At 43.3% G+C, this 15,146-nt stretch carries 21 protein-coding genes; 17 read left to right on the forward strand and 4 right to left on the reverse strand.

The window, feature by feature from the left end; translation table 11 throughout:
* Positions 1-56: 56 nt before the first annotated feature.
* Positions 57-191: a hypothetical protein gene (locus KXD37_RS02565; RefSeq protein WP_010335019.1), complete on the forward strand. Its 135-nt coding sequence runs from the start codon at positions 57-59 to the stop codon at positions 189-191.
* 137 nt (positions 192-328) lie between these two features.
* Here KXD37_RS02565 and KXD37_RS02570 read toward each other — a convergent pair whose 3' ends face one another.
* A complete protein-coding gene (locus KXD37_RS02570; RefSeq protein WP_003226124.1) occupies positions 329-469 on the reverse strand; it encodes a sporulation histidine kinase inhibitor Sda in 141 nt (46 codons plus the stop codon).
* Positions 470-830: 361 nt separating this feature from the next.
* Here KXD37_RS02570 and KXD37_RS02575 point away from each other — a divergent pair, with 361 nt between their 5' ends.
* The 8 genes from KXD37_RS02575 to KXD37_RS02610 are packed head-to-tail and all read left to right on the forward strand — an operon-like array spanning position 831 to position 5,841.
* Complete coding sequence (locus KXD37_RS02575) at positions 831-1,349, forward strand: YqeG family HAD IIIA-type phosphatase (RefSeq protein WP_003226126.1); 519 nt, start codon at positions 831-833, stop codon at positions 1,347-1,349.
* Positions 1,350-1,351: 2 nt separating this feature from the next.
* Positions 1,352-2,452: a ribosome biogenesis GTPase YqeH gene (gene yqeH / locus KXD37_RS02580; protein ID WP_024122119.1), complete on the forward strand. Its 1,101-nt coding sequence runs from the start codon at positions 1,352-1,354 to the stop codon at positions 2,450-2,452.
* Between the two features lie 18 nt (positions 2,453-2,470).
* The gene (gene aroE, locus KXD37_RS02585; RefSeq protein ID WP_038954228.1) at positions 2,471-3,307 is read left to right on the forward strand and encodes a shikimate dehydrogenase; all 837 of its coding nucleotides are present in this window, start codon (positions 2,471-2,473) and stop codon (positions 3,305-3,307) included.
* Positions 3,307-3,597, forward strand: a complete 291-nt coding sequence (gene yhbY / locus KXD37_RS02590; RefSeq protein ID WP_106020126.1) for a ribosome assembly RNA-binding protein YhbY — start codon at positions 3,307-3,309, stop codon at positions 3,595-3,597. The genes aroE and yhbY overlap by 1 nt, the downstream gene beginning before the upstream one ends.
* 10 nt (positions 3,598-3,607) lie before the next feature.
* Positions 3,608-4,177, forward strand: coding sequence for a nicotinate-nucleotide adenylyltransferase (locus tag KXD37_RS02595; protein WP_010335014.1), 570 nt, complete (start codon positions 3,608-3,610; stop codon positions 4,175-4,177).
* Positions 4,167-4,727: a bis(5'-nucleosyl)-tetraphosphatase (symmetrical) YqeK gene (yqeK, locus tag KXD37_RS02600; protein ID WP_106020125.1), complete on the forward strand. Its 561-nt coding sequence runs from the start codon at positions 4,167-4,169 to the stop codon at positions 4,725-4,727. The genes KXD37_RS02595 and yqeK overlap by 11 nt, the downstream gene beginning before the upstream one ends.
* Positions 4,728-4,744: 17 nt before the next feature.
* On the forward strand, positions 4,745-5,101 hold the full coding sequence (rsfS, locus tag KXD37_RS02605; protein ID WP_044154484.1) for a ribosome silencing factor: 357 nt from the start codon (positions 4,745-4,747) through the stop codon (positions 5,099-5,101).
* On the forward strand, positions 5,098-5,841 hold the full coding sequence (locus tag KXD37_RS02610; RefSeq protein ID WP_106020124.1) for a class I SAM-dependent DNA methyltransferase: 744 nt from the start codon (positions 5,098-5,100) through the stop codon (positions 5,839-5,841). The genes rsfS and KXD37_RS02610 overlap by 4 nt, the downstream gene beginning before the upstream one ends.
* 64 nt (positions 5,842-5,905) lie before the next feature.
* Here the strand turns inward: KXD37_RS02610 and comER are convergent, their stop codons facing one another.
* Positions 5,906-6,727, reverse strand: coding sequence for a late competence protein ComER (gene comER / locus KXD37_RS02615; RefSeq protein ID WP_101864554.1), 822 nt, complete (start codon positions 6,725-6,727; stop codon positions 5,906-5,908).
* Between the two features lie 83 nt (positions 6,728-6,810).
* Here comER and KXD37_RS02620 point away from each other — a divergent pair, with 83 nt between their 5' ends.
* From KXD37_RS02620 to KXD37_RS02630, 3 genes are all read left to right on the forward strand, one after another.
* Positions 6,811-7,428: a helix-hairpin-helix domain-containing protein gene (locus KXD37_RS02620; RefSeq protein ID WP_151175157.1), complete on the forward strand. Its 618-nt coding sequence runs from the start codon at positions 6,811-6,813 to the stop codon at positions 7,426-7,428.
* A 66-nt stretch (positions 7,429-7,494) separates the two neighbouring features.
* Positions 7,495-8,064: a ComE operon protein 2 gene (locus KXD37_RS02625; protein WP_010335007.1), complete on the forward strand. Its 570-nt coding sequence runs from the start codon at positions 7,495-7,497 to the stop codon at positions 8,062-8,064.
* A 3-nt stretch (positions 8,065-8,067) separates the two neighbouring features.
* A complete protein-coding gene (locus tag KXD37_RS02630) occupies positions 8,068-10,398 on the forward strand; it encodes a DNA internalization-related competence protein ComEC/Rec2 (RefSeq protein WP_263463396.1) in 2,331 nt (776 codons plus the stop codon).
* A 38-nt stretch (positions 10,399-10,436) separates the two neighbouring features.
* Here KXD37_RS02630 and KXD37_RS02635 read toward each other — a convergent pair whose 3' ends face one another.
* Positions 10,437-10,571 (reverse strand): YqzM family protein, encoded by a 135-nt coding sequence (locus KXD37_RS02635; RefSeq protein ID WP_010335005.1) that lies wholly within the window; start codon positions 10,569-10,571, stop codon positions 10,437-10,439.
* Between the two features lie 40 nt (positions 10,572-10,611).
* On the opposite strand from KXD37_RS02635, the gene KXD37_RS02640 reads away from it, so the two are divergent.
* Positions 10,612-10,761, forward strand: coding sequence for a hypothetical protein (locus tag KXD37_RS02640; RefSeq protein WP_151175156.1), 150 nt, complete (start codon positions 10,612-10,614; stop codon positions 10,759-10,761).
* A gap of 39 nt (positions 10,762-10,800) precedes the next feature.
* Entirely contained in the window at positions 10,801-11,844 is a 1,044-nt protein-coding gene (gene holA, locus KXD37_RS02645; RefSeq protein WP_151175155.1) for a DNA polymerase III subunit delta, read from the forward strand.
* 14 nt (positions 11,845-11,858) lie between these two features.
* Here holA and rpsT read toward each other — a convergent pair whose 3' ends face one another.
* Positions 11,859-12,125, reverse strand: coding sequence for a 30S ribosomal protein S20 (rpsT, locus tag KXD37_RS02650; RefSeq protein ID WP_010335003.1), 267 nt, complete (start codon positions 12,123-12,125; stop codon positions 11,859-11,861).
* 203 nt (positions 12,126-12,328) lie between these two features.
* Here rpsT and gpr point away from each other — a divergent pair, with 203 nt between their 5' ends.
* The 3 genes from gpr (at position 12,329) to KXD37_RS02665 (ending at position 15,058) form a co-directional block, all read left to right on the forward strand.
* A complete protein-coding gene (gpr, locus tag KXD37_RS02655; protein ID WP_044154490.1) occupies positions 12,329-13,435 on the forward strand; it encodes a GPR endopeptidase in 1,107 nt (368 codons plus the stop codon).
* A 62-nt stretch (positions 13,436-13,497) separates the two neighbouring features.
* Positions 13,498-14,703, forward strand: coding sequence for a spore autolysin SpoIIP (gene spoIIP / locus KXD37_RS02660; protein WP_095713315.1), 1,206 nt, complete (start codon positions 13,498-13,500; stop codon positions 14,701-14,703).
* Positions 14,704-14,719: 16 nt separating this feature from the next.
* The gene (locus tag KXD37_RS02665) at positions 14,720-15,058 is read left to right on the forward strand and encodes a YqxA family protein (RefSeq protein ID WP_024122107.1); all 339 of its coding nucleotides are present in this window, start codon (positions 14,720-14,722) and stop codon (positions 15,056-15,058) included.
* Positions 15,059-15,146: the final 88 nt, after the last annotated feature.

Genomic DNA, 15,146 nt, shown 5'->3' on the forward strand with positions numbered 1-15,146 from the left:
TTTTATTTCTCCTACATAGGCTGTTATAGAAACATTTTTAAGGAGGCGCGCTTCACATGTACAGCGGTTATTTATACACGTATCCTTTCGGCGGCTGGCCATATGGCGCAAGCAGAGCATACGGATACGCTTTTATCGTTGTTTTGATTGTTGTTCTCCTGATTGTGGGCGGAGTGTATTGGTTCACATGAAATCCAGCCCTGGAAACACCTCTTTTTAGGGGTGTTTTTTGCTGAAAACAGTAGTAAAGCGCGTAACTGAAGTGATATAATATCAGTCATCTGAGTAAAAAAAGGAAATACGCCCGGAAAAAATAGACAAATTCCTATTAAGAAGATACGGAAATAATATGTCCGAGCGATCTTCTTTTTATTTCGTTTTCGATTAACTCGATAAAGTCACGGTTTAAATTCATTTCGGTGGCTTTGAAATAAGATTCTATTAATAATTCATCAGACAATTTTCTCATGCTAGGAACCCAATTAATGGGAGAGACACCTCCTTCATAGTTGGAATCATTCATGACTTTGTGACATACATTTATAGGTTGCGTTCATCTGAAGCTGAAGATTATCTTTAATCTACCATGAATTGCATATAAGAACAATCGTTCTGTTATCCACACCAAAAAGTGGATAACTTGTGAGTATCGTGTTTATAATTTGTCTAAAGAGTGATGTAATAAGAGTGGATAGTGTGTGTAAATTTATCCACACCTGGTGAAGAAACCCAATTTTTGTCGAAATTTTTTTGCTCAGTTTTTCTTTAAGCGCAAGTTCGATTTTTTTCGACATGAATTTTAAGAGAAAGAAAAGGGAAGGGTGCGGGTTTTGTTAAAAAAGTTTTTTTTACCTGACGAGTTTGTTAAAAATATTTTTCATATTACACCTGAAAAATTAAAGGAACGAAATGTAAAAGGAATTATCACTGACCTGGATAATACACTTGTTGAATGGGACAGACCAAACGCGACACCGCGATTGATCGAGTGGTTTGAAGAAATGAAAGAGCACGGCATTAAAGTGACGATTGTCTCTAATAATAATGAGCGAAGAGTAAAACTTTTCTCGGAACCGCTCGGCATACCATTCATCTATAAAGCAAGAAAACCGATGGGCAAAGCTTTTAATAGAGCAGTGCGTAATATGGAGCTGAAAAAAGAGGACTGTGTTGTCATCGGAGACCAGCTGCTGACTGATGTACTCGGCGGGAACCGTAACGGCTACCATACGATCCTGGTCGTGCCTGTCGCTTCCTCGGATGGCTTTATTACGCGCTTTAACCGCCAGGTCGAACGCAGAATACTGAGTGCTCTCAAACGAAAAGGGCACATTCAGTGGGAGGAGTAAGAATGGAAAAGGTTGTTTGTATCGGCTGCGGAGTCACAATCCAAACCGAAGACAAAAATGGTCTGGGATACGCTCCGCCGGCTTCGCTTTCTAAAGAAAGTGTGATTTGCCAGCGCTGCTTCAGACTGAAAAACTACAATGAAATACAAGACGTTTCCTTAACGGATGATGACTTTTTAAACATCCTTCATGGAATTGGAGAAACGGATTCTCTCGTTGTTAAAATTGTTGATATTTTCGATTTTAACGGCAGCTGGATTAATGGATTGCAGCGCTTAGTCGGAGGCAATCCTATATTGTTAGTCGGAAACAAGGCAGATATTCTGCCTAAATCGCTCAAAAGAGAACGGCTGATCCAGTGGATGAAGCGCGAGGCGAAAGAGCTTGGCTTAAAACCGATTGACGTATTTTTGGTCAGTGCGGGACGCGGCCAGGGAATCAGAGAAGTCATTGATGCGATTGAGCATTACCGTAACGGTAAGGATGTTTACGTTGTCGGCTGTACCAATGTAGGGAAATCAACGTTCATTAACCGGATTATTAAAGAAGTGTCAGGTGAAGACAACATTATCACGACATCCCAATTCCCGGGCACAACTCTTGATGCTATTGAAATTCCGCTAGATGACGGCTCTGCGCTTTATGATACACCGGGAATCATCAATCACCATCAAATGGCGCACTATGTAAACAAAAAGGATTTAAAAGTACTCTCGCCCAAAAAGGAACTGAAGCCGCGCACATTCCAGCTAAACGATCAGCAAACGCTGTATTTCGGCGGACTGGCAAGGTTTGATTATGTTTCAGGTGAAAGAGCTGCCTTTGTCTGCTATATGCCGAATGAATTAATGATTCACAGAACGAAACTGGAAAATGCAGACGCGCTTTATGAAAAGCACGCAGGAGAATTGCTCACACCGCCGGGAAAAGATGATATGGATGAGTTTCCAGAGCTGGTTGCCCATACGTTTACGATGAAAGAGCAAAAGACAGATATCGTTTTCTCTGGGTTAGGCTGGGTAACGGTGCATGACGCGAATAAAAAAATAACGGCTTATGCGCCAAAAGGCGTTCACGTATTTGTTCGGCGCTCATTAATTTAACAAAAAGGGGAGAGGAGTATGAAGAAGCTGTACGGGGTTATCGGAAATCCGATTGCGCATTCCATGTCGCCGGATATCCATAACGCGGCTTTGAAGGATCTTGGTTTGGACGGACACTACCATGCATTTAAGGTGGAAGAGAATCGTCTGGAAGATGCGGTAAAAGGGATAAGAGCTCTTGGTGTACAAGGCATCAATGTGACTGTTCCGCACAAGGTTTCCATCATGGATCATCTCGATCATATTGATGAGAGCGCAAAAGTGCTTGGTGCCGTTAACACTGTCAGAAGAGAAGGAGACAAGCTTGTCGGATATAATACAGACGGAGAAGGCTTTGTGAAATCTTTAATGAGAATTTTGGACAAACCAGTCTCCGAACTGTCTTTCTTAATGATCGGCGCGGGCGGGGCAGCCAGAGCGATTTTTACAACGATCGTCCGCGACAATCCGGAAAAGTTTGATATTTGCAACCGAACGATAGAAAAAGCCAAACAGCTCGCAGAATCTGCTCCCTCGTTCCGCAATGTAGAAGTGTTAAGCATAAAAGAAGCAGAAGAACGGCTTGAGCAGTATGATGTAATTATCCATACAACATCTGTAGGCATGTATCCAAACGTGGAAGATATTCCGCTTTCATTGCAGCGTGCTGCAAGCAGTGCGGTTGTTTGCGATATCGTGTATAATCCGATTCAGACTTCACTATTAAAAGAAGCAAAGCAAAAAGGTCTGAAAACACTGGATGGAGTCGGCATGTTTGTTGAGCAGGCGGCATTGTCTTTCCGCTTGTGGACGGGACATGAGCCTGATGTTGAAAAAATGAGATCTATTGTAGTAGGGAAATTAGGAGGGAAATAATGTTAACAGGAAAACAAAAACGTTTCTTGCGTTCAAAAGCGCACCATTTAAGCCCGATTTTTCAAGTAGGAAAGGGCGGAGTCAATGACAACATGATTAAACAAATTTCTGAAGCGCTTGAAGCGAGAGAGCTGATTAAAATCAGCGTTCTTCAAAACTGCGAAGACGATAAAAATGATGTTGCGGAAGCTCTTGTAAAAGGAAGCCGCGCACAGTTGGTTCAGATGATCGGCAATACGATTGTTTTATATAAGGAATCAAAGGAAAATAAACAAATCGAGCTTCCTTAAGGTGGTTGAAATGAAGAAAATCGGAATTTTCGGAGGCACGTTTGATCCTCCGCATAACGGTCACCTTTTAATGGCGAATGAGGTGCTGTATCAGGCGGAGCTCGACGAAATTTGGTTTATGCCCAATCAAATTCCTCCGCATAAACAGGATGAAGACTATACAGACAGCACTCATCGGGTGGAAATGCTGAAGCTTGCTATTCAGTCTAATCCATCCTTTAAGCTGCAGCTGGCTGAAATGGAAAGAGAAGGGCCGTCATATACCTTTGATACCGTTTCTTTACTAAAGCAGCGATATCCGAATGATCAGCTTTTCTTTATTATCGGTGCTGACATGATTGAATACCTGCCGAAATGGTATAAGCTGGACGAGCTGCTGAACCTTATTCAATTTATCGGAGTAAAGCGCCCCGGTTTTCATGTTGAAACCCCTTATCCGCTTCTCTTTGCAGACGTTCCGGAGTTTGAGGTATCATCGACTATGATAAGGGAACGGTTTAAAAGCAAGAAGCCCACTGACTACTTAATCCCTGATAAAGTGAAGAAGTATGTAGAGGAGAATGGTTTATATGAATCGTGAGAAGGCACTTGCCTGCGTCAAGCAGCAATTGACCGAGCACCGATATATCCATACAATTGGCGTAATGAACACGGCGATTGAACTTGCGGAGCGCTTTGGCGCCGACTCCAAAAAAGCGGAAACGGCGGCTATCTTTCATGATTACGCCAAATTCCGCCCGAAAGAAGAAATGAAACAAATTATAGCCAGAGAAAAAATGCCCGCGCATCTGTTGGATCACAACCCGGAACTGTGGCATGCTCCGGTCGGCGCTTACCTAGTCCAGAGAGAAGCGGGAATTCATGACGAAGATATTCTTGACGCGATCAGATATCATACCTCTGGGCGTCCGGGCATGACGCTTTTGGAAAAAGTCATTTACGTTGCTGATTATATTGAACCAGGCCGTAAATTTCCCGGTGTCGATGAGGTGCGTGAACTTGCAGAAACGGATTTGAATCAAGCGTTGATTCAGTCGATCAAAAATACAATGATTTTTCTAATGAAAAAAAATCAACAGGTTTTCCCAGATACATGTTTAACTTATAACTGGCTTGTGTCTGGCAAATGAACAGGAGGAATATGTGAATGAATCAAACGTCCATTTTAAAGATTGCAGCTGCGGCTTGCGACGATAAGCGGGCAGAGGATATTTTAGCACTGGATATGGAAGGAATTTCTCTGGTTGCGGATTATTTTCTGATCTGCCACGGTAATTCAGACAAACAAGTGCAGGCCATTGCGCGTGAAATCAAGGACCAGGCTGAAGAAAACGGCATTGAAGTCAAAAAGATGGAAGGCTTCGATGAAGCAAGATGGGTATTAGTTGACCTTGGGGATGTCATTGCCCATGTGTTTCATAAGGATGAAAGAAGCTATTACAACCTAGAAAAACTGTGGGGAGACGCTCCGCTCGCAGACCTGGAACTTGGATTGAACCAATGATTTACCAAGGCTTTGCAAGCGTGTATGACGAGTTAATGTCTCACGCACCTTACGACAAATGGACAAAGTGGATTGAAGCATCTCTACCGGAAAAAGGCCGTATTCTCGATTTGGCATGCGGCACCGGAGAAATTTCAATCCGGCTTGCCGAAAAAGGCTTTGAAGTCACCGGGATTGATCTCAGTGAAGAAATGCTTTCTTACGCCCAGCAAAAAGTACCAGCTAAACAGCCGATTCTTTTCCTTCAGCAGGACATGAGAGAGATTACCGGATTTGAAGGCCAGTTTGACGCGGTTGTGATCTGCTGTGACTCCTTGAACTATTTAAAAACGAAAAATGACGTAATGAATACCTTTAAAAGTGTATTTCAGGTGCTGAAGCCGGACGGCATATTGCTGTTTGATGTTCATTCACCATATAAAATAACCGAGGTTTTTCCTGGGAGCACGTTTGCTGATCAGGACGAAGATATCAGCTATATTTGGCAAAGCTTTGCCGGAAGTGAAGAGCTTTCCGCCATTCATGATATGTCGTTTTTTGTTTGGAACGGAGAGGCGTACGACCGCCTCGACGAAACACATGAGCAAAGAACGTTCCGAGTGGATGAATACGAAGAAATGCTGGCAAGCTGCGGCTTTCAGCTTCATAAGGTTACCGCTGATTTTACCGATTCAGCGCCGTCACCACAATCTGAGCGCCTGTTCTTTAAAGCACAGAAATCAAAAACCATCGTTTACTAAGACGATGGTTTTTAAAATGCCTTTTTACCCTTTTGCATACAACAGACGGCTATGACATACTCGTTTACACATGAAACTGCTTCTTCACCGCGGAAATATCCTCTTCGTACTTCAAATGCGTATTTTGAAACACCCGATGAAACATATCCTGTACACCGCTTTCGAGTGCTTTAATGCCTTCTCCTGTCACGCCGCCTTTTACGCAAACCTTTTCCTGTAATGCAGGAAGGGTATACAATTCGGTTTCTAACAGTTTTCCCAGCCCGACAAGCATTTCTTTACACATGAGAACAGCGTCCTGTTTAGACACTGACGTCTCCGTAACGGCTGCATCTATAAACCGCTGAATCAGATAGCTCATAAAAGCGGGTCCGCAGCTTACGATATCTGACGCTACTCTTGTGATGTCACTTTCAATTTGCAGCGGATTAGAAATGTGCTTCATCAGCTCGTTGATTTTTGTTTTTGCTGCCTCCCCGCAGCTTTTACCGAAGGTGACAAGAGAAACGCCAGCAAGCGCCCGGTTTGTAATACTCGGGATAACTCGTGCCACTTGACATGGCACATACTGTTCCAGCTGATCAGTCTGAAGCGGGCTTGTAATTGAAATGAGAATGTGATCCTTTGTTAAATAAGGGACTGCCCTTGACAATAATGGATATATATCAAGCGGCTTTACACAGATGAAAATGATCTCATTTTCTGCAACAAGCTTTTCAAGGCTCTCTGTTACGTTTAAGCTGTTGTAGCGGTTTTTTATCTTCAACGCTTTTTCAATTGTGCGGTTTGTGATTGTGATGTTTGAGGGATCGGCTGCTTGTGATTCAATAAATGATTCTATAAGGATCGTACCCATATTTCCAGTGCCGATAAAGCCAATCTTCAATGATTTCCCCTCCTTTGAGCTATTATCCTCTAAACCATATGTGATAAAGAAACAAAATATGACGAAAGCGGGGCGCATGCAAGTTGAATTGGTTGAATCAACATAAAACGATAATCATGTCAGTTGGCTCTGCTGCTGTTCTCATTGCAGTTCTTTGCCTCTTTTTTTTCAGCGGAAATAACAAAGAGCCTGTAAAACAAGTTGTATCTAGTGAAAAGGAAAATGAGGAGGTCAAGCAGGAAGCAACAAAAGACAAAGCGGAAGAAAATATTGTAATCGATATAAAAGGCGCTGTTAAGCATCCCGGCGTTTATGAAATGCATACGGGAGACAGAGTATCGCAGGCTATTGAGAAAGCAGGCGGCATTGGTGAAAAAGCAGATGAAACGCAAGTGAATTTGGCGGAACTTTTACAGGACGGTACAGTGGTGTATATACCGAGTAAGGGAGAAGAGGCGGCACAGCAAGCGGCCGGCGGCGCTGTACAAAGCAGTAAGGGGAAGGAGACATTGGTCAATATCAATACAGCAACATTAGAGGATTTACAAAACATTTCGGGAGTAGGACCTTCAAAAGCCGAAGCGATTATTGCGTATCGGGAAGAGAACGGGCGTTTCCAGACAATCGAAGATATCACAAAGGTTTCGGGAATTGGCGAAAAATCTTTTGAAAAAATAAAGTCTTCCATTACAGTAAAGTGAATTGACGGTCATGCATGATGATAGGTAAACTAAAGAACAGGCAACACAACATTTGGAGGGAACGACGTGGAACGAATTTCATGGAACCAATATTTTATGGCTCAAAGCCATTTACTGGCACTGCGCAGCACCTGCCCGAGATTGTCTGTCGGCGCTACCATTGTCAGAGATAAACGCATGATTGCAGGAGGCTATAACGGATCAATCGCAGGCGGCGTACATTGCGCGGACGAAGGATGCTTAATGATAGACGATCATTGCGCGAGAACGATTCACGCGGAAATGAATGCGATACTTCAATGCTCTAAATTTGGAGTGCCGACAGATGGAGCGGAGATATATGTCACGCACTATCCGTGTATTCAATGCTGTAAGTCTATCATTCAAGCCGGTATCAAAACAGTATATTACGCTGAGGATTATAAAACACATCCGTATGCCCAGGAGCTATTTGAGCAATCAGGCGTTACGGTTGAACAGGTTGAACTCGATGAAATGATCGTTGATCTGAAAAACAGAGAAAAGCTTTCATTTGTAGCGGGGCTTTTAGAAAAATTAGCGGATGCCGGTCTTGCAGAGGAAGATTTGAAGAAAATACATGAACAGGCTAATAAACTTTTTACGAGTTATGTGTGATTGATGCGGAATTCGCGTCTATTATTGCCTTTGGCGGCAGCTTCAGCAACGGCTGGAATTGCTGCCGCCTCTTATTTCTCCGCTGTCTTTCTCTTCTTCCTCTCTCTTCTTATTGTGTCAACCAAAACAAGGCACGCTCCACTCATTTTTGTTTGTTTATTCTCTTTTGTACTCAATTTTGCCCTGTTTAAGATCACAGATTCTCAAAATACTTCTTCGTATCAGCAGGGCAGCTATCACTTCAAGGCGGTTATTCATAGTATTCCTAAAATTGACGGGGATCGGATGTCTATGCTGATCAAGACGCCCGATGGCGAAAAATGGGCTGCCTCTTATCGGATTCAGTCTTTAGCTGAAAAAGACAAACTGTCACATCTAGAGCCGGGTATGGCATGCGAATTGACTGGTACTTTGGAGAAGCCAAAACAAGCAACAGTGCCGGGAACATTTGATTATCAACAGTATCTTTACCGGCAGCGTATTCATTGGAGCTATTCTGTCACATCTATTGGAAATTGCAGCGAGCCTTCAGGTGTCCGGTATAAGCTTCTCAGTTTGAGAAAATACATCGTATCATTCACGAACACACAGCTTCCGCCAGATTCAGCAGGAATCGTACAGGCGCTTACAGTAGGTGAAAGATCTTATTTAGATGACGATGTGCTTAATGCTTACCAAAGTCTAGGTGTTGTCCATCTGTTAGCCATCTCAGGACTCCATATCGGGATTTTGACAGCAGGCCTATTTTATGCAATGATCCGTCTGGGCATAACAAGAGAAAATGCGTCAATCCTATTGCTTTTGTTTCTGCCGATCTATGTTATTTTGACAGGTGCAGCGCCTTCTGTTCTCCGAGCCGCTCTGATGTCCGGCATCTACTTAGCGGGAAGCCTTTTTCAGCAGCGGGTGAATTCTGCCGGGGTAATCTGTCTTTCGTATATTGTCCTCTTGCTTTTTAATCCCTACTACCTTTTTGAAGCTGGATTTCAGCTTTCATTTGCGGTCAGTTTTTCTTTAATTCTCTCATCGTCTATTTTTCAGCATATCAAAACGAGTCTGGGACAGCTGACGATTGTATCTGTTATTGCCCAGCTAGGCTCACTACCCATTCTTCTGTATCATTTTCAGCAGTTTTCTATCATTAGCATTCCAATGAATATGGTGTTGGTGCCTTTTTATACATTCTGTATTTTACCGGCTGCTATTATAGGAGTTATTCTATTATTTTTTTCAGCATCCGTCGGTCAATTTCTGTTCTATTGGTTTGATGTAATGATGACCTGGATCAACAGACTGATCACTAAAATCGCTGATATAGAAATATTCACAATCATCATCTCTCGCCCTGCACCTGCTCTTCTTCTCTTATTCACGCTCACTGTCATCATATTGCTTATGAGTATTGAGAAACCCTCATTTCCCCGGCTGACAGTGTCCACAGGCCTTTTTTGTGCAACGCTTATCCTGCTCTTTGTTTCCCCTTATGTTAGTTCCGAGGGAGAAGTAGATATGATTGATATCGGACAAGGTGACAGTATGTTTGTCAGTGCACCGTATCAGAAAGGCCGTGTTTTAATTGATACGGGAGGCACTTTGTCTTATTCGTCAGAGCCTTGGCGGGAAAAACAGCATCCTTTTTCACTGGGGGAAAAGGTGCTGATCCCTTTTTTAACGGCAAAGGGCATCAAGCAGCTTGATGCGCTGATACTGACGCACGCAGATCAAGATCATATCGGAGAGGCAGAGGTTTTGCTGAAGCATCATAAAGTGAAGCGTCTCATCATTCCGAAAGGGTTTGTTTCTGAATCTCATGATGAGAAAGTGCTGCGGACTGCCAGACAGGAGGGTGTGGCAATTGAAGAGGTGAAGCGGGGTGATGTATTGCAAATAAAGGACTTACAGTTTCATGTGCTGTCACCGGAAACGCCTGATCCGGCAAGTAAAAATAATTCTTCTCTCGTTCTATGGATGAAAACAGGCAGGATCAGCTGGCTCCTGACGGGTGATCTGGAAAAAGAGGGGGAACAGGAGGTTATCGATGTGTTCCCAAATATAAAAGCGGATGTGTTAAAGGTGGGGCATCATGGAAGCAAGGGCTCGACCGGTGAAGAATTCATCAAACAGCTTCAGCCCAAAACGGCGGTCATCTCAGCGGGTGAAAACAATAGGTACCATCATCCGCATCAAGAAGTTCTTCAATTGTTAAAGAGCCGATCCATTCGTGTGCTGCGCACTGATCAAAGCGGCACGATCCAATACACGTACAAAAGCGGATCTGGAACCTTTTCTGTTTATCCTCCATATGATACATCAGATATGACAGAGACGAATTAAAAAAGACTGCCGAGAAATCAGCAGCCCGGGCAGTCGCGTTATGAACCAACCAGGTGAATAACCGTTGCCATGACAAACAATAAGGCGAAAAATCCGAAGGACACAACAAAACCAACCGCTGAATCTACAGCATCATTTCGTTTGCTTTGAACGTTTTTTTCAAAATCATTCAATTTCATCCCCCCTGACTGACTTAAGTATAATGGAATCGTTTTGAAAAATCTAGAAGCTAAGGTAACGTTTTCTGTTCTGGTGATTATCGCCTTTTTACAAGCTGTCCCGGGGGCTTGCGAACGGGCGTTTAATATAAATGGGGAAGCAGCTGTCAGGCTTCCTCTTTACTATTTTGCAAACACAATTTAGGATAGAAGGGGATGATGAAAGAGAGGAAGTCGTACAACAATGGTATTTGATGTGTGGAAAAGCCTGAAAAAAGGAGAAGTCCATCCGGTTTATTGTTTATACGGAAAAGAGACGTATCTGCTCCAGGAAACCGTCAGCAGGATCAGACACACGGTGATTGATCAAGAGACGAAAGATTTCAACCTGTCTGTTTTTGATTTGGAGGAAGACCCGCTTGATCAGGCGATTGCCGACGCTGAAACGTTCCCGTTTATGGGGGAGCGGCGCCTTGTCATTGTGAAAAATCCATATTTTTTAACGGGTGAGAAAAAGAAAGAAAAAGTTGAGCACAACGTCAGTGCGCTTGAATCGTATATACAATCACCGGCACCATATACGGTCTTTGTTCTGCTTGCGCCTTATGAAAAACTGGATGAGCGGAAAAAACTGACCAAAGCGCTAAAAAAGCAGGCGTTCATGATGGAGGCAAAGGAATTAAACGCGAAGGAAACGACAGACTTTACGATCAATCTGGCGAGAACCGAGCAGAAAACGATCGGCACCGAGGCGGCAGAGCATTTGGTTTTGCTTGTAAACGGGCATCTGTCATCTCTTTTTCAGGAGATTCAGAAACTCTGCACGTTTATTGGAGACCGTGAAGAAATTACGCTGGATGATGTGAAAATGCTTGTGGCGAGAAGCCTGGAACAAAATATCTTTGAACTGATTAATAAAATCGTCAATCGGAAACGAACTGAGAGTCTGCAAATTTTTTATGATTTGCTCAAACAAAATGAAGAACCGATCAAAATTATGGCTCTTATATCGAACCAGTTCCGGCTGATCCTGCAGACGAAATATTTCGCGGAACAAGGGTACGGCCAAAAACAGATTGCCTCTAATTTAAAGGTGCATCCATTCCGGGTAAAGCTGGCGATGGATCAAGCGAGACTTTTTTCAGAAGCCGAGCTTCGGTCTATTGTTGAACAGCTTGCCGTTATGGACTATGAGATGAAAACCGGGAAAAAGGACAAGCAGCTTTTACTAGAGCTTTTTCTCTTGCAGCTGTTAAAAAGAAATGAAAAAAACGATCCTCATCATTGAGGATCGTTTTTGTTTTATGCAGAAAGTCCGTTCACTTTTTTCGCTAGTCTTGATTTGTATCGAGCTGCGGCATTTTTGTGTACAAGACCTGTTTTCACTGCTTTATCAATACGTTTAGCTGCTTCAGTAAGAGCAGTTTTCGCTTTGTCAGCTTCGTTGTTTGCAACAGAAGCTTCAACTTGTTTGATTGCAGTACGCATAGCAGATTTGATTGTCGCGTTATGAGCGCGGCGTTCGTTATTAGTTTTTGTACGTTTAATCGCTGATTTAATGTTTGGCATGTGTTTCACCTCCTAAGATACAACCTGTAGCACAGTGTCTTAAGGTTAAATCTTCTTCACAATAGAACAAATTGTATTCTATCAAACACACCTTTAGATTGCAATATAAATGTAAAGTATTTTTCATTGAAGGAATGCTTTTAAGCATGATTCATTTTATAAATGGAAACAATATGGATACTGAATATCGAAGGAGGCCCTGTATGAAAAAGAGTGAGCTGGATGTAAATCAGTATTTGGTACGTACGGATTTAGCGGTTGAAACGAAGGAAGCCATGGCTAATCAGCAGGCTGTGCCTGCAAAAGAGATAAAAGGTTTTATCGAAAAAGAACGCGATCATGGCGGAATAAAAATCCGCACTGTTGATATCACGAAGGAAGGCGCTGAGCTTTCAGGAAAAAAAGAAGGACGTTATTTAACGATTGAGGCTCAAGGAATCAGAGAAAATGACTCGGAAATGCAAGAGAAAGTATCTGCTGTATTTGCGGAAGAATTCTCAGCTTTTTTGGAAAGCCTTAAGATCTCAAAGGATGCGAGCTGTTTAATTGTCGGCCTCGGCAACTGGAACGTGACACCTGATGCGCTCGGTCCGATGGCTGTAGAAAATCTATTGGTGACAAGACATTTATTTAAACTCCAGCCTGAAAATGTGCAGGAGGGCTACAGGCCTGTCAGCGCATTTGCTCCTGGTGTCATGGGAATTACAGGCATCGAAACAAGCGACATTATTAAAGGGGTAATCGAACAGTCAAAACCTGATTTTGTGATTGCCATTGATGCACTTGCGGCGCGTGCGGTAGAAAGGGTCAACACAACCATTCAAATATCAGATACAGGAATTCACCCGGGGTCAGGCGTTGGAAATAAACGCAAAGACTTGAGCAAGGACACCCTGGGCGTACCTGTCATTGCAATCGGTGTACCGACAGTCGTTGACGCGGTAACAATTGCCAGCGATACGGTTGACTACATATTAAAGCATTTTGGCAGAGAAATGAGAGATGACAGTCCGTCGAGATCGCTTGTTCCGGCGGGAATGACGTTTGGGAAAAAGAAAGTGCTTACTGAAGAGGATCTTCCCGACCCAAAACAGCGTCAATCGTTTCTCGGCATTGTCGGGACTCTTGAAGAAAACGAAAAGCGGCAGCTCATTCATGAGGTGCTGGCGCCTCTGGGCCATAATTTGATGGTCACGCCGAAGGAAGTCGATTCATTTATTGACGATATGGCAAATGTGCTGGCAAACGGATTAAATACAGCGCTTCATGAAAAGGTGTCTCAAGAAAACAAAGGCTCCTATAATCACTAAACGGTTCTACTTCCTCTAGCTTGTTCATAGAGTAATTACTAGACAAGCGCTGGAGGGATTCAATGAGAAATAAACGCAGAAACAGACAAATTGTTGTTGCGGTGAATGGCGGGAAAGCGATAAAGGCGATCTTTCTATTTATCGCAAGCCTAGTAGTGATTTTTGTTTTATCTGGTGTGCTGACGTCTCTCCGGCCGGAACTCAGGCCTTCGTCTGACTCTTTTTACGGGATTGCCGACGAACTGCCGGGTGACGTATTTGCACACTTGCTGCGGATGGAAAACCATTATTTCGCTTCTGACCTTTCTCAAACCGACAGCTCATTTCATCTATCACGTCTTTCTTTAAAGCTGGCGACAAGTATTAATCTCGAAGATCCGCGAAGTTTTCTTGGACGTGAGCTGCCTGGGTTTGCGCAATTTGACACAGAGATTCTTTTAGCGGGACAAGGCACCGATTATACAAACATGCCGTCGGAATCCCCGCCGCCTTCAAAGGTGATGCAGGAAGAAAGAGAAGCGAATTTGGCGGAGATTGAAAAACAGCAGACGCAAACAGACAATACGAAAAAAGACCCGCCAAAACAAACAACCGGCGATAAGAAGGTTGTCTTTATCTATCACACGCACAATACAGAATCTTATCTCCCGTTATTAAAAGGTGAGACCGACCCCGATATGGCGCGTCATTCTAAAGCAAACGTCACCCTCGTGGGAGACATGTTCGGAAAAGCGCTGCAATCTCAAGGTATCGGAGCCACAGTTAATAAAACGGATATACAGGCAAAACTGAGCAAAAAAGGGTTGAATTATGCCAGATCCTATGATGAATCAAGGCCGGTCGTGCAGGAAGCCCTTGCGTCAAATAAAAATCTGCAATATATCATTGACATCCATAGAGACTCCAGGCGCAAGAAAAATACGACGGCAACCATTAAAGGGAAAAGCTATGCCCGGGTGGCGTTTGTGGTCGGCAAAAAAAGCAAGAATTTCGAAGAAAACTACAAAATTGCAAGTGAGCTTCACAAGCTGATGGAGAAAAAATACCCGGGACTCAGCACAGGGGTCTTTTCTAAAGGCTCACCAGGCGATAACGGAGTTTACAACCAAGACTTAAACGACAGAGCGCTTTTGCTTGAATTCGGCGGAGTGGATAACAATCTCGAAGAGCTGCAGCGGGCGGCTGACGCAACCGCTGACGTATTCAGCGAAATGTACTGGGATGCTGAAAAGGTTAACGCTGAAAGCGGCGAGACGAAAAAACAATAAGAAATAGGTGGTCGAGTTGATTGCATATCTTGGCAAATGCTTGCTTCTTGTGGCGATGATGTTTATAGGCGTCCTGTTCGGCATGCAGCAGGCGAATAACGGCATGCTGAGCATGAAAGGCTATCATGATCCTTCACTGAAAGGCGCGTTTACGCTCACAGACGGAGAAAATAATGAAAAAGAAGCGACCGTTTTAGGGGAAACAGTAACCTCGAAAGATTTAGAAGAAAAACAAAAAGAGCTGGAACAGGTGGAAACCTTTAACGTTTTCTCTAAAGCCGGAAAAACGCTTTCTGACACAGTGACAAACACAGCCCAATCGATGTATGAATGGATACGGGATATGAGAAAATAAGTGCTTGAAAGAGAAAAGCAGCCCCAGTATGAGAGGGAACTTTTCTCTTTCTTGTTTTACATTGAATCTTTACAATCCTATTGATATA

The organism is Bacillus sp. XT-2, assembly GCF_025696525.1.
Taxonomy (GTDB): Bacteria; Bacillota; Bacilli; order Bacillales; family Bacillaceae; genus Bacillus; species Bacillus halotolerans.